General features: G+C 65.3%; 15 protein-coding genes. 5 read left to right on the plus strand and 10 right to left on the minus strand.

The window, feature by feature from the left end:
- The first annotated feature begins 16 nt into the window (after window positions 1–16).
- The gene (locus FGK64_RS02655; RefSeq protein WP_138862251.1) at window positions 17–1789 is read left to right on the plus strand and encodes an SLC13 family permease; all 1773 of its coding nucleotides are present in this window, start codon (window positions 17–19) and stop codon (window positions 1787–1789) included.
- A gap of 99 nt (window positions 1790–1888) precedes the next feature.
- Window positions 1889–3547: an FAD-binding dehydrogenase gene (locus FGK64_RS02660; RefSeq protein ID WP_138862252.1), complete on the plus strand. Its 1659-nt coding sequence runs from the start codon at window positions 1889–1891 to the stop codon at window positions 3545–3547.
- Between the two features lie 63 nt (window positions 3548–3610).
- Here the strand turns inward: FGK64_RS02660 and FGK64_RS02665 are convergent, their stop codons facing one another.
- From FGK64_RS02665 to mgtE, 5 genes are all read right to left on the minus strand, one after another.
- Window positions 3611–5389 (minus strand): SLC13 family permease, encoded by a 1779-nt coding sequence (locus FGK64_RS02665; protein ID WP_138862253.1) that lies wholly within the window; start codon window positions 5387–5389, stop codon window positions 3611–3613.
- Between the two features lie 54 nt (window positions 5390–5443).
- Window positions 5444–6394 (minus strand): DMT family transporter, encoded by a 951-nt coding sequence (locus FGK64_RS02670; RefSeq protein ID WP_342773927.1) that lies wholly within the window; start codon window positions 6392–6394, stop codon window positions 5444–5446.
- Entirely contained in the window at window positions 6391–7203 is an 813-nt protein-coding gene (locus FGK64_RS02675) for a TIGR00282 family metallophosphoesterase (protein ID WP_138862254.1), read from the minus strand. The genes FGK64_RS02670 and FGK64_RS02675 overlap by 4 nt, the downstream gene beginning before the upstream one ends.
- An 81-nt stretch (window positions 7204–7284) precedes the next feature.
- Entirely contained in the window at window positions 7285–7854 is a 570-nt protein-coding gene (locus FGK64_RS02680) for a 5-formyltetrahydrofolate cyclo-ligase (RefSeq protein WP_138862255.1), read from the minus strand.
- The gene (gene mgtE, locus FGK64_RS02685; protein ID WP_138862256.1) at window positions 7851–9251 is read right to left on the minus strand and encodes a magnesium transporter; all 1401 of its coding nucleotides are present in this window, start codon (window positions 9249–9251) and stop codon (window positions 7851–7853) included. The genes FGK64_RS02680 and mgtE overlap by 4 nt, the downstream gene beginning before the upstream one ends.
- Window positions 9252–9383: 132 nt before the next feature.
- On the opposite strand from mgtE, the gene guaD reads away from it, so the two are divergent.
- Window positions 9384–10673, plus strand: a complete 1290-nt coding sequence (guaD, locus tag FGK64_RS02690; protein ID WP_138862257.1) for a guanine deaminase — start codon at window positions 9384–9386, stop codon at window positions 10671–10673.
- Window positions 10674–10766: 93 nt separating this feature from the next.
- Here the strand turns inward: guaD and FGK64_RS02695 are convergent, their stop codons facing one another.
- The 4 genes from FGK64_RS02695 to FGK64_RS02710 all read right to left on the minus strand — a co-directional run bounded on the left by FGK64_RS02695 (window position 10767) and on the right by FGK64_RS02710 (window position 13825).
- On the minus strand, window positions 10767–11174 hold the full coding sequence (locus FGK64_RS02695; protein ID WP_246057654.1) for a CAP domain-containing protein: 408 nt from the start codon (window positions 11172–11174) through the stop codon (window positions 10767–10769).
- The gene (locus FGK64_RS02700) at window positions 11171–12505 is read right to left on the minus strand and encodes an 8-oxoguanine deaminase (RefSeq protein ID WP_138862259.1); all 1335 of its coding nucleotides are present in this window, start codon (window positions 12503–12505) and stop codon (window positions 11171–11173) included. The genes FGK64_RS02695 and FGK64_RS02700 overlap by 4 nt, the downstream gene beginning before the upstream one ends.
- A 116-nt stretch (window positions 12506–12621) precedes the next feature.
- Window positions 12622–13416 (minus strand): histidinol-phosphatase, encoded by a 795-nt coding sequence (hisN, locus tag FGK64_RS02705; RefSeq protein ID WP_138862260.1) that lies wholly within the window; start codon window positions 13414–13416, stop codon window positions 12622–12624.
- A gap of 40 nt (window positions 13417–13456) precedes the next feature.
- The gene (locus tag FGK64_RS02710) at window positions 13457–13825 is read right to left on the minus strand and encodes a helix-turn-helix domain-containing protein (RefSeq protein ID WP_138862261.1); all 369 of its coding nucleotides are present in this window, start codon (window positions 13823–13825) and stop codon (window positions 13457–13459) included.
- A gap of 343 nt (window positions 13826–14168) precedes the next feature.
- Between FGK64_RS02710 and FGK64_RS02715 the strand changes: the two genes are divergently transcribed.
- Complete coding sequence (locus FGK64_RS02715; protein ID WP_138862262.1) at window positions 14169–15131, plus strand: NADPH:quinone oxidoreductase family protein; 963 nt, start codon at window positions 14169–14171, stop codon at window positions 15129–15131.
- Between the two features lie 3 nt (window positions 15132–15134).
- Here the strand turns inward: FGK64_RS02715 and FGK64_RS02720 are convergent, their stop codons facing one another.
- Window positions 15135–16010, minus strand: a complete 876-nt coding sequence (locus FGK64_RS02720; RefSeq protein ID WP_138862263.1) for a LysR family transcriptional regulator — start codon at window positions 16008–16010, stop codon at window positions 15135–15137.
- 127 nt (window positions 16011–16137) lie between these two features.
- Between FGK64_RS02720 and FGK64_RS02725 the strand changes: the two genes are divergently transcribed.
- Complete coding sequence (locus tag FGK64_RS02725; protein WP_138862264.1) at window positions 16138–16359, plus strand: DUF1127 domain-containing protein; 222 nt, start codon at window positions 16138–16140, stop codon at window positions 16357–16359.
- Window positions 16360–16479 lie beyond the last annotated feature (120 nt).

Here is a 16479-nt window from a genome sequence, read left to right on the forward strand (position 1 = left end):
ACCCCCGGATCCCATAATGACCACTGACCAGATCATCCTGTTCACCCTGTTTGGCGCGGTCTTCGCGATGCTGCTCTGGGGCAAGATCCGATACGACCTTGTGGCGTTCGGCGCGCTGATGGCCGGCGTGGTGCTGGGTGTCGTGCCCGTGGATCAGGCCTTCACCGGCTTTGGCCATCCCGCCACCCTTGTCGTGGCGCTGGTGCTGATCGTTTCGGCCGGGCTGGTGCATTCGGGCGCGATCTACCTGATCACCCGCACGATGGTCGACAGCAGCCGCGCGCTGGGGCGGCATGTGCTGCTGATGGGCGGGGTCGGCGCGGTTCTGTCGGCCTTCATGAACAACGTGGCGGCGCTTGCCTTGCTGATGCCCGTCGACATCCAAACCGCGCGCAAGGCCGAGCGCGCGCCGGGGCTGTCGCTGATGCCGCTGAGTTTTGCCACCATCCTGGGTGGCATGGTCACGCTGATCGGCACGCCGCCCAACATCATTATCGCCTCGATCCGCGAGCAATCACTGGGCGCGCCTTTTGCCATGTTCGATTTCGCCCCGGTAGGCGGCGTCGCCGCGCTGGCCGGGCTGGCGTTTATCGCGGTGATCGGCTGGAGGCTGATCCCGGACCGGGGCAGCGCCCACACCGGCGCGGCGGGGCTTCAGCCCTATATCGCCGAGTTGACGGTGCCGGAAGAGAGCGACCAGATCGGCCGCCGTCTGGGGGAACTGGACGAGACAGCCGAAAAGACAGATGTGGCGATCCTTGGCCTGATCCGGGGCGGCCAGAGGCGGTATGGCCGGTCGGCCAATGAAACCCTGCGCGCGGGCGATGTTCTGGTGCTGGAAGCCGAACCCGAGGCGCTGGACGAATTCCGCTCGGCGCTGGGGCTCGATTTCTCCGACAAGGAGCGACAGGACAAGCTGACCGCCGATGGCGAGGGGCTGGAAGTGGTCGAGATGGTGGTGCCCGAAGGCGCGCGCATCGCCGGGCGCTCGGCCACGTCGGTCGGGCTGTCGTGGCGGCGCAGCGCGATCCTGATGGGCCTGTCGCGGCAGGGTCGCCGGATCACGACCGAAGTGCGCCAGACCGAGATTCGCCCCGGCGACATCCTGCTGGTGCTCTGCCCCAAGGGGCGCGGCGCGGATGTGACGGAATGGCTCGGCGGTCTGCCTTTGGCCCAGCGCGGGTTGTCGGTGACGGCGAATGAAAAGCTCTGGCCCGCCATCGCGATCTTCGGTGCTGCGGTCACAGCGGCCAGTTTCGGGTTGATCTACCTGCCTGTGGCGCTGGGTCTGGTGGTGGTGGCCTATGTGCTGACGCGGATCGTGCCGTTGAACGAGCTGTACGAGCATGTGGAATGGCCGGTGATCGTGCTGCTGGGGTCGATGATCCCGCTGGGCGGCGCGCTGGAAACATCGGGCGGGACCGAGCTGATCGCGGGCGCGCTGATCGCGCTGACCGGCGACATGGCGCCATGGGTGATCCTGACGGTGCTGATGGTGGTGACGATGACGCTGTCGGATGTGCTGAACAACACGGCGACCACGATTGTCGCGGCTCCGGTCGGCATCCAGATGGCCCAGACGCTGAATGTCTCGCCCGACCCGTTCCTGATGGCGGTGGCGGTGGCGGCATCTTCGGCGTTTCTGACGCCGATCGGGCACAAGAACAACACACTGATCCTTGGTCCCGGCGGCTATCGGTTCTCCGACTACTGGCGCATCGGCCTGCCGCTCGAGGTGCTGATCGTGGCGGTGTCGATCCCCACCATCCTGATCGTCTGGCCGCTCTGACGGCGGGGGGGGGGCGCTGCCCCCGTCCCTGCGGGACTCCCCCGGAGTATTTGCACAAAGAGAAGGACTGTGTCTGGATGGTGCGGGGAGGTATCGGTGATGGCAGATGCAGATGCGGTGATTGTGGGCGCGGGGCTGGCCGGGCTGGTGGCGGCGATGGAACTGGCCGACCGGGGCAAGCGCGTGGTGCTGCTGGACCAGGAGCCGGAACAATCGCTGGGCGGACAGGCCTTCTGGTCGCTGGGCGGATTGTTCATGATCGACACGCCCGAGCAGCGCCGCATGGGCATTCGCGACAGCGCCGCGTTGGCGCTGGCCGATTGGATGGGCTCGGCCCAGTTCGACCGGCCCGAGGATCATTGGCCCCGCCGCTGGGCCGAGGCCTATGTGGAATTTGCCGCGGGCGAGATGCGCGGCTGGCTGCGTGGGATGGGGCTGCGCTGGTTCCCCGTGGTGGGCTGGGCCGAGCGTGGCGGCGGCTATGCCGACGGGCATGGAAACTCTGTGCCCCGTTTTCACCTGACATGGGGCACCGGGCCCGGCGTGATTGCACCCTTCGTGGCGCGGGTGCGTGAACACGCCAAGGCCGGGCGCATCACCCTGTCTTTCCGGCATCGGGTGGACAGAATCCTGACGCGGGCGGGCGCGGCCATCGGCGTGGCAGGCGCGCGGCTTGCACCCGATGACATGGCGCGCGGTGCGCCCAGCAATCGCGAGGTGGTGGGCGATTTTGAGGTTTACGCCGCCTCGGTCATCATTACTTCGGGCGGGATCGGCGGCAATTTCGATCTGGTGCGCAAGGCCTGGCCCAGGGATCGGCTGGGCCCTGCGCCGCGCCGCATGGTGGCCGGTGTGCCCGCCCATGTGGACGGGCGGATGATCGCAATATCCGAAGCGGCGGGCGGGCACGTCATCAACGGCGACCGGATGTGGCATTACACGGAGGGGCTGCAAAACTGGGATCCGATCTGGCCGAACCATGGCATCCGCATCCTGCCGGGGCCGTCGTCGTTGTGGCTGGATGCGAACGGGCGGCGCCTTCCCGCGCCTTGCCTGCCCGGCTTCGACACGCTGGGCACTCTGCGCGAGATCCTCTCGACCGGGCATGACTACAGCTGGTTTGTCCTCAGCCAGAAGGTGATCGAGAAGGAATTCGCACTGTCGGGTTCGGAACAGAACCCCGATCTGACCTCGGCCAAATGGCGCGAAGTGATCCGCGCGCGGCTTTTGTCGGGCAAGGGTGCCCCTGCCCCGGTCGAGGCATTCAAGGCCAAGGGCGCCGATTTCGTCGTGGCCAAAACCATCGAGGATCTGGTCGCGGACATGAACCGGCTGGCAGGTGGCAACCGGCTGGACGCCAGTACCATCCGCGCCATGGTCGAGGCGCGCGACGCGCAGACCGACAACCCCTTTACCAAGGACGCGCAGATCATGGCGATCCTGGCGGCGCGCAACTATCGCGGTGACAGGCTGATCCGCACGGCGAAGCCGCACCGGTTCCTTGACCCGGCCAACGGGCCGCTGATCGCGGTGCGGCTGAATATCCTGACCCGCAAGACGCTGGGCGGGCTGCAAACAGATCTGAATGGCCAGATGATCGGGGCCAATGGCGCACCCGTGCCAGGGCTGTTCGCCGCGGGCGAAGTCGCGGGCTTTGGTGGCGGCGGTTATCACGGCTACAATGCGCTCGAAGGCACCTTCCTTGGCGGCTGCCTGTTCGGTGGGCACCGGATTGGGCAGTCTGACGCCGTGGCATGACCCGACCCGTCTTTGGGGCCAAATATCCCGGGGGAGTCCCGCAGGGACGGGGGCAGAGCCCCCTTAAAGCGGCCAGATCAGCGGGATCACCGCCGAGGCAAGCACCGACATCGACAGGTTCAGCGGGATGCCGATACGCAGAAAATCGGCAAAGCGGTAGCCGCCGGGGCCGTAGACCAACGTATTGGTCTGATAACCGATGGGCGTGGCAAAGGCGCAGGAGGCCGCGATCATCACCGCCACCACCAGCGGGCGCGGATCCAGCCCCAGAGCGGTCGCCAAGCCAATCGCCAGCGGTGTCATGATGACGGCAACGGCGTTGTTCGACACGATCTCGGTCAGGGTGGTCGTCATCAGGAACACCACGAACACCACCAGCGCCGGAGGCAGGGCCTGCAACCCCGGCGCCACGCTGTCCACCACCAGCGAAATCGCGCCCGTATGCTGCAGCCCGGCGCCCACCCCCAGCATCCCGAAGATCAGTGCCAACAGGCGGCCATCGACAAAGGAAAACGCCTCGTCCGCGTCGATGCAGCCGGTGGTCAGCACCACGGCCACGGCCAGCACGGCCAACAACAGGATCGGGGCCACGTTCAACGCCGCAAGCAGCACGATGCCCAGCAGCGCGGCGATGGCAATGGGCGCATGGCCGCGCCGGAAGGCACGGGCCGAGGGCTGGGTCACGTCGACCATTTCCATCTCGGTCGCCAAACGGCGAATGTCGCCCGGCGCGCCTTCCAGCAGCAACGTATCGCCCACGCGCACCACCAGATCGTCCAGCTGGCGGCCGATGTTCTGGTTTCGTCGATGCACGGCCAGAACGTAGACCCCATAGCGCCGCCGCAGCCGCAGCCCGCCCAGCGCCTTGCCCACCATGCGGCAGCCCGGCGTGATCAGCACCTCGACAGTCGAAGTCTCGACGGCCGAGACCTGATCGACGCGCTTCAGCTCCTTGGTGGCCTGAAGGCTGAGAAGCTCGGTCATCTGGGTGCGCAGGATCACCCGGTCGCCGACCTGAAGCTCGACCCCCTGCAGGTTGCGCCGCAACGAGATATCACCGCGCACCACGTCGATCAGCCGCACGCCTTCGCGCTTGAACAGTTGCACGCCAGTCACCTCGCGGCCGATCAGGTTGGAGTCGGGCGGGATCACCGCCTCGGTGAAGAACTTCATCTTCGACCGGTCCGACAGCAGATTGGCCATGCTGTCGCGATCGGGCAGCAGGCGCGGCGCGAAGATTGCCATGTAGATCAGGCCCCAGGCACAGACCACCAGCCCGATGGGCATGATTTCCAGAATGCCAAATGGTTCCAGCCCCTGCGTGCGCGCCACGCCATCCACCAGCAGGTTGGTCGAGGTGCCGATCAGCGTCAGCGAACCGCCCATGATCGCCGCGTAGCTAAGCGGAATCAGCAACTTGGATGCCTTGACGCCCAGCGTCTGCGACAGCTGCACGAACACCGGGATCATCACCACCACCACCGGCGTATTGTTCATCACGGCCGAGCCGGCCATGACCATGCCGATCACCGACACCACCGCCACTTTGGGATGCGTCTTGGCATAGCGTTCGGCGGCGCGGGTCAGAACGTCCAGCGCGCCGGTACGCACCAGCGCGCCCATCACGATGAACATCGCCGCAATGGTCCAGGGTGCCGGGTTCGACAGCACCGCAAGCCCGTCGTCATAGGGCAACACGCCCGTGATCAGCATCAACGCCACACCAGCGATGGCGACCACCTCTGTCGGAAAGGTTTCCTTCAGGAACAGGGCAAACATGGACAAAACAATACACAGCGCGAGGATCGCACCGGCGGTGTCCGAAAGGGGAATAAGCTGCATCGACGTCTTTTCTTGCCGGGGCCATTGGCCCGAAATCAGTTGCAGCGCAGTTTCTTATATTGTCGCGCCGGGGGCAACAGGACGATTGCGCCGCGGCTGTACAAGCGCCACACCTGCCAGCACAAGCCCAAGCGCCGCCCAGATATAGGGCGAATAGCTTTCGCCAAGCATCACCATCGCCCAGAGCACGCCAAACCCCGTGACCAGATAGCTGACTTGCACCGCAAACACCGGCCCGGCCCGGCCCACCAGCCAGACGTAGCTGGAATAGACCACGACATGGATCAGCGAGGATGCGATCAACGCCCATTCCGGCGCGCCATAGGGGCCAAGCGGTGAAATGAACTGCCCCGAGCCAAGCGCCAGCGGCAGCGCGATCACAGCCCCGATCAGCGAAGCGCCAAACAGCACCCGCACCGCGTCCAGCCCGGCGGTGCCCCAGCGGGCCACGAAATTGCCCTCGAAGGCGTAGAAACAAGGCGCGACCAACGCCAGCGGAATCCAGATCAGCATGTCACGATCCGGCAGGCTGGCCTCTGGCACGACCAGCAGCAGCACGCCCGCCAACCCGGCCAGCAACCCCAGCAGGCGGCGCGGCGAAAACCGTTCTGTGCCCATCAGCAGAGACATCGGAAAGGCAATCATCGGGATCAGCGACAGCAGGATCGACATCACCCCCGAGGGCAGATGCCGAATTGCCTGATAGGACGTTGAATTCGGGATCACCGTGCCAATCAAAGCAATGATGGCACAAAGCACCAGCGCATCACGGCGCATCGGCAGACCCTTGCCCCGCACCAGGGACACCACCGCGAGGATCGCTGCGCCGATCGCCAGCTGCCAGAAGATCAGCCCGAAATGGCCGTGCCCGGTGCTGACCGCGATCTTGCTGAGCGGTTGCGTCATGCCCCAGCCCGCGCCCACCACGATCAGGATCGCGGTAAAGAACAGCCCTTCGCGGGGTGTCATCTCGGGGCGCGGGGCGGGACGCGAGGCAACGCTCACGGCGCGGCCTGCGCAAGCCGCCCGCCCTGCCGGATCATCGCGATCCGCTTGGCCTTGCCGGTCTGGTCGTCGGTTTCGACGTAGACGCCCGACAGCGTCGCCTCGCCCAGTGCCGGTGTGAAGCGGCCTTTGGGCATTCCGGTGATGAACCGGCGCATCGGCTCGGCCTTGTCCATTCCGATGACCGAATCGTAATCGCCGCACATGCCTGCATCGCTCAGAAAGGCTGTGCCGCCCGGCAGGATCTGCGCATCGGCCGTGGGCACATGGGTATGCGTGCCCACCACCAGGCTGGCGCGCCCGTCGCAGAAATGGCCCGCGGCCATCTTCTCGCTGGTGGCTTCGCAATGCACATCGACCAGAACCGCCGCCGCCTGCCCGCCCAGCGGATAGGATTTCAGCACCCCGTCCAGCGCGGAAAACGGATCGTCAAAGGCGCGTTTCATGAACACCTGCCCCAGCACCTGCGCCACCAGAACCTTGCGCCCGTTGCGCGCGGTGAACAGCCGATGCCCCCGCCCCGGCGCGCCCTTGGCATAGTTCACGGGGCGGATGATGCGCGGTTCCTGTTCGATGAATTGAAGCATGTCGCGCTGGTCGAAGGCGTGGTCGCCCAGCGTCAGGCAATCGGCGCCCGCGTCCAGCAGGCCCTTGGCGTGATCGCCGCTTAGCCCCATGCCATTGCTGGCGTTTTCCCCGTTCACCACGACGAAATCCAGCTTCCACTCGTCGCGCAGACGGGGCAGGTTTTCGGCCACCGCACGGCGCCCGGCCCGGCCCATGACATCGCCCAGAAACAGAATTTTCATCGCGCGCTCCGATCCGGCCCCGAAACCCGGGGCGACCGCAACGCTATAGGCGGGTGCCCCCCGCAGGGCAAGCCCGGGGCATCAGCGCAAGTCGATCACGCCGGCCTCTGTGACGATCATGTCAAGCGGCTGGTCGGTGGGTTCCAGCGGCAGGGCATCGGCCTGCTGTGCGGCATAGGCGAATCCGATCGCAAGCGTGGCGCGACGTGCGCGCAGCATTTCCAGCGTGCGGTCATAGAATCCACCGCCATAGCCCAGCCGATTGCCCGCGCTATCAAAGGCCACCAGCGGCACGATCAGTATCTCCGGCTCGAAAAACTCGCACACCTTTGGGATTTGCGCGCCGAACGGCCCCGGCACCAGATCCATCTCCGGCTCCCATCGGGCGAATGTCAGCGGCTGGCCGGCGGCCTCAATCACCGGAATGCCTACGGGGCCATGGGCGGCGGCCTCGGTCATCGCCGGGGTCGGGTCGATTTCCGTGCGGATCGGCATGAAGCCCGACACAGGCACGCCGCGATACCCCGCCAGAACCGACGAGAGCACACCGGCGCAGGCCACCCCGGCCCCGCCCAGCGCGCGATGCGCGATGGCGCGGCGGGCGAAGGCGGCCGTGCGCGCGGCGGATTTCTCGGCGGTCAGGTCGGTCACAGCAGATACAGCGCGGCAAAGCCGAGGAAGGCAAAAAAGCCGACCACGTCCGTGACCGTGGTGACGAACGCGCCCGAGGCCAGCGCCGGGTCGACCCCGAACTTGTCCAGAAGCACCGGAATCACCGTGCCCGCCAGCCCTGCCACCACAAGGTTGATGACCATGGCCGCCCCGATCACCAGCGCCAACCCGAAGGAATTGAACCAGATCAACCCGATGATCCCCATCGCGACGGCAAAGAACACGCCGTTGGCAAGCCCCACCAGCACCTCGCGCCGGATCACCCGCCACACGTTCGAGCCCGTAAGGTCGCGCGTGGCGATGGCGCGCACCGCCACCGTCAGCGATTGCGTGCCCGCGTTGCCGCCCATCGAGGCGACGATGGGCATCAGCACCGCCAGCGCCACGAATTGCGCGATCACCACGTCGAACTGCGAAATCACCATCGAGGCCAGGATCGCGGTCACAAGGTTCACCGCCAGCCAGGGGAAACGGCCCTTGACCGTGTCGACCACCCGGTCGGCAAGCGAGCTTTCGCCCACACCGGCAAGGCGCAGGATGTCTTCCTCGTGTTCCTCGTCCAGCACGATCATCGCGTCGTCGATGGTGATCTGACCGACCAGACGGCCTTCGTCATCGACCACGGCGGCGGAAATCAGGTGGTACTGGTTGAAGGCATAGGCCACGTCTTCCTCGTCCTGGTCCACGGGGATGGTGCGGAACATGTCCTCGGTCAGGTCGGCCAGCAGAACGTCGCGCCGCGCGGCCATCAGCCGGCCCAGCGTCACGTTGCCGATGGGGTGCAGGCGCGGATCGACAAGGATGATGTGATAGAACTGGTCGGGCAGGTTTTCCGACCCGCGCAGGTGGTCGATGGCCTGCCCCACGTTCCAGTGCTCGGGCGCCATCACCACCTCGCGCTGCATCAGGCGCCCGGCGGATCCCTCGGGGTATGACAACGCCTGCTGCACTGCCAGACGGTCGGATTCGTCCAGCGCGTTGAGGATGGCATCCTGCTGGTCTTCCTCGAGGTCCTCGACAAGGTCGACCACGTCATCGCTGTCAAGTTCGCGCACGGCCTCGGCCAGAACCTGCGGCGACAGGATGCCAAGCACCTCTTCGCGCACGGATTCTTCGAGTTCCGAGAGGATCTCGCCGTCGAATTCGCGGTCGTACAGCCGGATCAGCCGCGCCCGGTCGTAGGAATTGATCTGTTCCAGAAGGTCGGCGATGTCGGCCGCGTGCAGCGGCTCCATCAGCTCGGTCAGCTTGTCGCGGTCGTCGATGTCGACCGCGTAGAGAATCGCGGCAACCGCCTTGCGATTCAGGGCATAGGCGTCGTCTTCGCCGTCATCCTCGGGGGTTGCATCCACGATCTGTTCGTCTATTTCGGCCATGGCCTGCCCCCGTTTGCGATTGGCGGCAACCTAATTGAAACTGCTGGGGGAAAACAATGACAATGGCGTAATTTACGCGCCGCCCGGCCCGGTTTATCCTGCCCCTGCCACTTGGATCACCGGAGCCGCAAGATGCCAGACACCACCCTGATCGCCGGGCGCATCCTGTCGTTCGACGCCATGCCCGAAGCGGCTGCGCCCACCGCCAGCGCGCGGGTGGACGAGGCACTGGCCCTGTCGGACGGGCGCATCGTGGCGCGGGGCACGCGGGCCGAGATGCTGGCGCAATTTCCGGGCGCGCCGCTGGACGATCAGGGCAATCGCATCGTGATGGCGGGCTTTGTCGATGCCCATGTGCATTACCCGCAGACGGCGATCATCGCGAGCTGGGGCAAGCGGCTGATCGACTGGTTGAACAGCTATACCTTCCCGGAGGAGATGCGCTTTGCCGATCCCGCCTATGCGGGCGAGGTCGCCGCGCGTTACCTGGATCTGACGGCGGCAAATGGCACCACGACCGTGTGTTCCTATGGCACGATTCACCCTGCCAGCGTCGATGCCTTCTTTGCCGAGGCGCAAAAGCGCAATCAGCGGGTGGTGGCCGGCAAGACCTGCATGGACCGCGACACCGCGCCCGAGGGGCTGCGCGACACGGCGCAATCAGCCTATGACGACAGCCGCGCGCTGATCGACCGCTGGCAGGGCGTGGGGCGGCTGGGCTATGCGATCACGCCGCGATTCTCGCCGACCTCGACGCCCGAACAGCTCGAGGCGCTGGGGGCGCTGTGGGCCCAGCATCCCACGTGCCTGATGCAGACCCACCTGAGCGAACAGACCGACGAGATCGACTGGGTGATGGGGCTGTACCCCGAGGCGCGCGATTATCTGGATACCTACGAGGCGCACGGGCTGCTGGGCGCACGTGGGGTTTACGGCCACGCGATCCACCTGGAACCGCGCGAGCGGGACCGGCTGGCCGAGGTGGGCGCGGCGCTGGTGCATTGCCCGACCTCGAACACCTTCATCGGCTCGGGGCTGTTCGACATGGGCGGACTGCTGGCGGCGGGGCACCGGATCGGGCTGGCGACGGACACCGGGGGCGGGTCGTCGTTTTCGATGCTGCGCACCATGGCGGCGGCCTATGAGGTGGGACAGCTGCGGGGGCGCGCGCTGCACGCGGCGGAATTGCTTTGGCTGGCGACGGCCGGGTCTGCACAGGCGCTGCACCTTGGCGCGTGCATCGGCACTGCTGCCCCGGGGATGGAGGCCGACCTGATCGCGCTGGATCCGGGTGCGACGCCCGCGCTGGCGCAGAGGACCGCCCGCGCCGAGGATATCTGGGACGAGCTGTTCGCGCTGATCATGCTGGGCGACGACCGCGCCATCGCCCGCGTCTGGATCGCGGGGCAACCGCTGAATTGAGCCACGGCCCCGATGGGGCCTTGGCACGTGAATCTGGCGCCTGCCGCTGGCAGGCGCGGTGCCTCCGGCGGGGATATTTGGACCCCAAAGACGTCAGCAGGTGGTGGCGCCGAAGACGAGCACCCAGATATCGCCCGGGGCGCGGGCCAGACCATATTCGCGAATGCCGGGCCGTAGCATGTTGGTGCGATGCGGAGGAGAATTGGCCCAGGCCTGCATGACCTCAGTTTGTGACGTCTGCCCTTTGGCGATATTTTCCGCGATCAGGCACCAAGGGTAACCGGCCGCGGTTGCGCGGTCACCGGGGCCTGCGCCTTCGGGGGAGCGGTGGTTGAAATAACCGCGATCCGCCATGTCGTTGGCGTGAGCCTGTGCCGCACGGTCGAGCGTTTCGTTGTGCATCAGCCCGGGCAGGCCCTGTTCGGCCCGCAGGATATTCAGCTGTTGGGCCTGAACCGTGCTGGCCCAGAAGACCAGCAAGAGAGAAAGCAGGCGCATCATTCCGCCAAACCTCGCGCCAATGCGCGTTGGCGGTGGAGCACGGGGCCGATGTCGAGCGTGGCGATCTGCCCCGAGGCCACAATGCGGCGGCCTTCGACGAAGAGGTCGCGCACCTGGCGCGGCCCGGCGAGGACCAGCGCGGCGCTGTCCCAGCTGCCGGCGCTTTCAACGCCCGAAACATCCCAGATCGCAATGTCGGCGCGGAACCCCGGCGCGATCCGGCCGCAATCGTCGCGGCCAAGCACCTCGGCCCCGCTCCGGGTGGCAATTTCAAGCGCTTCGCGCGCGCTCATGGCATCTGCGCCGCGGCTGACCCGCTGCAGCAGCATGGCCTGCCGCGTCTCGTCGATCAGGCTGGCGCGATCATTGCTGGCCGATCCGTCGACCCCGAGCCCGACGCGGACGCCCGCATCGCGGAAGGCGCGGACCGGCGCGATGCCCGATCCGAGGCGGCAGTTGGAACAGGGACAATGGGCCACGCCGGTACGCGAGGTGGCGAACAGCGCGGTTTCTGCCGTGTCCAGTTTCACGCAATGGGCGTGCCAGACATCGGGGCCTGTCCAGCCCAGATCTTCGGCGTATTGGCCGGGCCGGCAGCCGAAGGTTTCCATCGAATAGGCCACGTCTTCGTCGTTTTCGGCAAGGTGCGTGTGCAGCATCACGCCCTTGTCCCGGGCCAGAAGTGCAGTGTCGCGCATCAGCTCGCGGCTGACCGAGAAGGGCGAACAGGGCGCGAGGCCGACGCGGACCATTGCACCGGGGTTCGCATCGTGGAAGGCATCGACCACGCGGATGCTGTCGCGCAGAATGTCGGCCTCGGCCTCGACCAGCGCATCGGGCGGCAGGCCACCCGCGCTTTCGCCAATGCTCATCGCGCCGCGCGTGGGATGAAAGCGCAACCCGATTTCGGATGCGGCGGCGATGGTGTCGTCCAGCCGCGCGCCGTTGGGATAAAGGTACAGGTGGTCCGACGTGAGCGAGCACCCCGACAGCGCCAATTCAGCAAGCCCCGTCAGCGCCGAGACGTGCATATGCTCGGGCGTGAAGCGCGACCAGATCGGGTAGAGCCGCCGCAGCCAGCCGAACAGCAGCGCATCCTGCGCGCCGGGCACCGCGCGGGTCAGCGATTGAAACAGGTGGTGGTGCGTGTTCACCAGACCGGGGGTGACGACGCAGCCCGCGGCATCCAGCACCTCGCCGGTTGTGGTCAGCCCCTGCCCCACCCTGGCAACAACGCCATCGCGCATCAGGATATCGGCGCCGGTCAGCTCGGCGCGGGTGTCATCCATTGTCAGGATGGTATCGGCATTTCGGATCAGGGTTTCAGGCATGGTGGTCCTTTGTGCGAAACCCGCTTCAGACCGTCACGGACAGGGGATGGAAAACGGAGAAGAACCACCTGCCCGGGCCAGACTAGGACCAAGTTCTGCACGGAACAAGCCTCGCGTCACGTCACCCCGGAGAGCAGCGCCAGCGCGGCGGCGTGCAGATCGGGCGTGGCGGCGGCGATGGCGCGTCCCCCCTGCGCGGCGGAACCGCCGGTCCAGTCGGTGACAATGCCGCCGGCGGCTTCGATCACGGCGATGGGGGCCTGAATGTCATAGGCGTTCAACCCGGCCTCGATCACCAGATCGATCTGCCCGGCGGCCAGGAGCGCATAGGCATAGCAATCCATGCCATAGCGGGTCAGCCGGACCTGACCGGACACCGCGCGGAAGGCGTCGCCTTCGGCCTCGGTGCCGACTTCCGGGAACGTGGTGAACAGGATCGCATCCGACAGCGCCCTGGTCGCGCGTACGCCCAACGGACGCGGCCCAAGCGGGCCAGTCATCTGCGCCACGTCAGCCCCGCCGACAAACCGTTCCCCGGTATAGGGCTGGTCGATCACCCCAAGGACCGGGCCTGCGCCCGCGTCAAGCGCGATCAACACGCCCCATGTGGGTGTTCCGGAAATGAAGCCGCGCGTGCCGTCGATCGGGTCCAGCACCCATGTGCGCCCGCTTCTGCCCGTGGTCCGTGCGAATTCTTCGCCAAGGATGCCGTCGTCGGGGCGGTATTGCGTAAGAATGGCACGCATCGCCTGTTCAGCGGCCCGGTCGGCCACAGTCACGGGGTCGAACCCCTCAGCCTCTTTGTTCTCGGCCCGCAGACCCGACTGGCGGAAATGCGGCAGAATGGCATTGCGGGCCGCATCGGCCAGCAAGTGCGCCACGTCGAGATCGGTCAAATCGGCATGTGTCATGCTGTCTGGTGCCACTGGCACCGGACAAGATCAAGTCCGCTCAGGCCACATCGCTGAGGACACGGGCCAGTTCGAACAGCCGTCGACGCTGGTTTTCCGGAATCGCATAGTACGACCGCACCAGATCAAGGGCTTCCTTGTCTCCAAGGATATCGGCAGGGATGGCCGAACTTTCGGCTTCATCCTTTTCACCGTTCAGACCTTCGAAGAAGAAGGCCACCGGCACGTCCAGCGCATCCGCGATGTCCCAGAGGCGTGACGCGCTGACGCGGTTCGCGCCAGTTTCGTATTTTTGAATCTGCTGGAACTTGATTCCAACTTTTTCGGCCAGTTGCTGCTGGGTCATCCCAATCAGCCAGCGACGGTGCCGCACGCGTTTTCCAACGTGCGCATCAACCGGATGGGTCATGCCTTACTCCTTAATCCACCGCCCGATACTGAATCGGCCCTTCGGGATCCGGCACACCACCCTTCCATGCACGCGGCGTGGAACAGACATATCGTCAACAGAGCAACCCCCCTCGCTGCACCCGTCGGAATACTACGTTCTTTCGCTTACATTTCAAGGTTGTTAACGTTTGCCGGAGTTTCACCTTTCCCTGGGGCCAATCAGAACCGTTCAGTTACCATTTACAAACAGTCGCCCGAACCGCCCCGAAACACACATAATGGACCGGCTCTTGCGTTACACAGCACGTGTATGACACAGCAAATATGTCAAGTCTGCCACATTTCACCACCGAAAGAACGCCATGAAGGCCCTGCGGATCACCGAGAAGAGCGGAAAAGCTGTTTTCTGTCAGATAGATACACCATCCCCAACCGCCACTCAGATACAGGTTGAAATCAAGGCCTGCGGGCTCAACTTTGCGGACCTTTTGATCCAGAATGGAACCTATCAGGACATTCCGGCCGCACCGTTTACAATGGGCATGGAAATCGCCGGGGTTGTGTCGGCCACGGGCGAGTCGGTCCAAGGGTTGAAATGTGGCGATCGTGTGGCGGTCTACGCCGGTCAGGGCGGGTTCGCCGAGCACGGCGTTTTCGAGGCCGACCGGGCGGTCAGGCTGCCCGACTCGATGAGCTTCGAGCAGGCGGCCGCATTTCAGATTGCTTATGGTACAAGCCACATGGCGCTGTCCCATCGCGCCCGCCTTCTGCCGGGGGAAACGTTGCTGGTGACGGGCGCAGCCGGGGGCGTCGGTCTGACGGCGGTCGAAATCGGCAAGCTGATGGGCGCGACGGTCATCGCGCAGGCACGCGGGGCCGACAAGCTGGCCGTGGCCGAACGCGCGGGGGCCGATCATCTGGTCGAGGCGGGCGAGGATCTGCGCGAACGCGTGCTGGCGCTTGGCGGTGCCGACGTGGTCTATGACGCGGTGGGCGGCGATGCCTTCCGCGCCGCTTTCCGCGCCTGCCGCCCCGAGGGCCGGCTGATCTCGATCGGGTTTGCCAGCGGAGACGTGCCGCAGATTCCGGCCAATCACCTGATGGTCAAGAATCTGACTGCCATCGGATTTTACATCGGCGGCTACCAGAACTTCCGCCCCGAAGTGGTGCACGACAGCTTTGCCACCCTGTTTGACTGGTTCGAACAGGGCAAGCTGCACCCGCACATCAGCCACACCCTGCCGCTGGATCGCGTGTTCGAGGGTTTCGATCTGCTGCGCGAGCGTCGCTCGACCGGGAAAGTCGTCATCACGATGGACAACTAGACCCTAGACCACCTTCAGACGTGATTTTGCGTGGGCCTCGTCAAACGCCTCGCGCAACAGGCGCGACAAGGTCTGGAACACCTCGCCCGAGGTATCACCGCCGTAATAGTTGATATAGTGCACCGGCAACTCGGGCAGCTGGCCATCGTGTTTCACCACTTCCAGATGCGGCGGCAAGGTGCCCTCCAGCAGCGCCTGAACGCCCAGATCAGCGGCGACCGTCGCCTCGAGCGTGCGGTCGGAATCGGTGTCCACCGACATATTCCATTCGACACCGGCCCCATCCAACGCGCGCAGCACCAAAGGCCGGAAGATGCAATGCCGCCCCAGCGCCAGATCCAGCGGGCGTTTGCGCCACGCCGACCCGCCCAGCGCGCCCACATAGTGCAGCGCCTTCGTCGCCAGACACTCCGAGCCCGGCTGGCGGTCCGCCTCGGTCGTCAGGATCAAGTCAACTTCGCCCCGGGCAAATTTCTGTTTCAACGCCGTCGTGTTCAAGGTCAGCAGATGCACCTTGAAGCGCGGATAGGCGGCGTTGAACTGCTGCAACACGCGCGGCACCGCAGGGTAGACGATGTCATGGGGCACGCCCAGCACCACTTCGCCCTCGAAGGCCTGATCCGTCAGCCGCCCGATCACCTCGTCATTGAGCGCCACCATGCGCCGGGCATAGGCCAGCAATTGTTCGCCGGCCGCCGTCAGCGCCACCCCCCGGCCCGAGCGATCCAGAAGATCGACGCCCAAAAGCTCTTCCAGTCGCTTCAACTGCATCGACACCGCCGATTGGGTCAGATGCAGGAACCCGGCGGCCCGTGTGACCCCACCGCTGTCGGCCACCGCGACGAAAGACCGGAGTGTCGTGACATCGAGATTTCGCATCATCACAATCCTTGATGAATAACTTCATTAACATTCGTTTTTAAAATACAGCACAGGATGCCATATACATCAAGCAAATTGATCGCACCCAGACGAACCATCACGTTTCAGAAAAAGGACAAACCCGATGACCGATATTGCCCGCCACATCTCTTGTGCCGGTGCCCCGCTGCGCCGCCGCCACTCGCTTTTCTCCACGCTTGCCCATGTCTACGGGGTCTGGCGCCAGCGCCAGGTGCTGAAAACGCTCGACGCCGAACGGCTGTCCGACCTTGGACTGACCCGCGACCAGGCCCAGACCGAGGCCCGCCGCCCGCTGTGGGATGCCCCCCGGACCTGGCGCACCTGACATGCCCAAACTGACCGTCTGACGCCCTGCCATTTTGGCGGGGCGTTTTTCGTTCAAAAACACTGTTTTGTCCTCCGGAAATACTTGAAAATGCATGCCGCGTTGCCGATATTCAGCAAC

It is taken from the genome of Arenibacterium halophilum, assembly GCF_005938225.1.
Taxonomy (GTDB): domain Bacteria; phylum Pseudomonadota; class Alphaproteobacteria; order Rhodobacterales; family Rhodobacteraceae; genus Arenibacterium; species Arenibacterium halophilum.

Bases quoted from the DNA above. Each gene is read 5' to 3' on its own strand.
- FGK64_RS02655 (WP_138862251.1), top strand. From the start codon at position 17: ATGACCACTGACCAGATCATCCTGTTCACCCTGTTTGGCGCGGTCTTC.
- FGK64_RS02660 (WP_138862252.1), top strand. From the start codon at position 1,889: ATGGCAGATGCAGATGCGGTGATTGTGGGCGCGGGGCTGGCCGGGCTG.
- FGK64_RS02665 (WP_138862253.1), bottom strand. From the start codon at position 5,389: ATGCAGCTTATTCCCCTTTCGGACACCGCCGGTGCGATCCTCGCGCTG.
- FGK64_RS02675 (WP_138862254.1), bottom strand. From the start codon at position 7,203: ATGAAAATTCTGTTTCTGGGCGATGTCATGGGCCGGGCCGGGCGCCGT.
- mgtE (WP_138862256.1), bottom strand. From the start codon at position 9,251: ATGGCCGAAATAGACGAACAGATCGTGGATGCAACCCCCGAGGATGAC.
- guaD (WP_138862257.1), top strand. From the start codon at position 9,384: ATGCCAGACACCACCCTGATCGCCGGGCGCATCCTGTCGTTCGACGCC.
- FGK64_RS02695 (WP_246057654.1), bottom strand. From the start codon at position 11,174: ATGATGCGCCTGCTTTCTCTCTTGCTGGTCTTCTGGGCCAGCACGGTT.
- FGK64_RS02700 (WP_138862259.1), bottom strand. From the start codon at position 12,505: ATGCCTGAAACCCTGATCCGAAATGCCGATACCATCCTGACAATGGAT.
- hisN (WP_138862260.1), bottom strand. From the start codon at position 13,416: ATGACACATGCCGATTTGACCGATCTCGACGTGGCGCACTTGCTGGCC.
- FGK64_RS02710 (WP_138862261.1), bottom strand. From the start codon at position 13,825: ATGACCCATCCGGTTGATGCGCACGTTGGAAAACGCGTGCGGCACCGT.
- FGK64_RS02715 (WP_138862262.1), top strand. From the start codon at position 14,169: ATGAAGGCCCTGCGGATCACCGAGAAGAGCGGAAAAGCTGTTTTCTGT.
- FGK64_RS02720 (WP_138862263.1), bottom strand. From the start codon at position 16,010: ATGCGAAATCTCGATGTCACGACACTCCGGTCTTTCGTCGCGGTGGCC.
- FGK64_RS02725 (WP_138862264.1), top strand. From the start codon at position 16,138: ATGACCGATATTGCCCGCCACATCTCTTGTGCCGGTGCCCCGCTGCGC.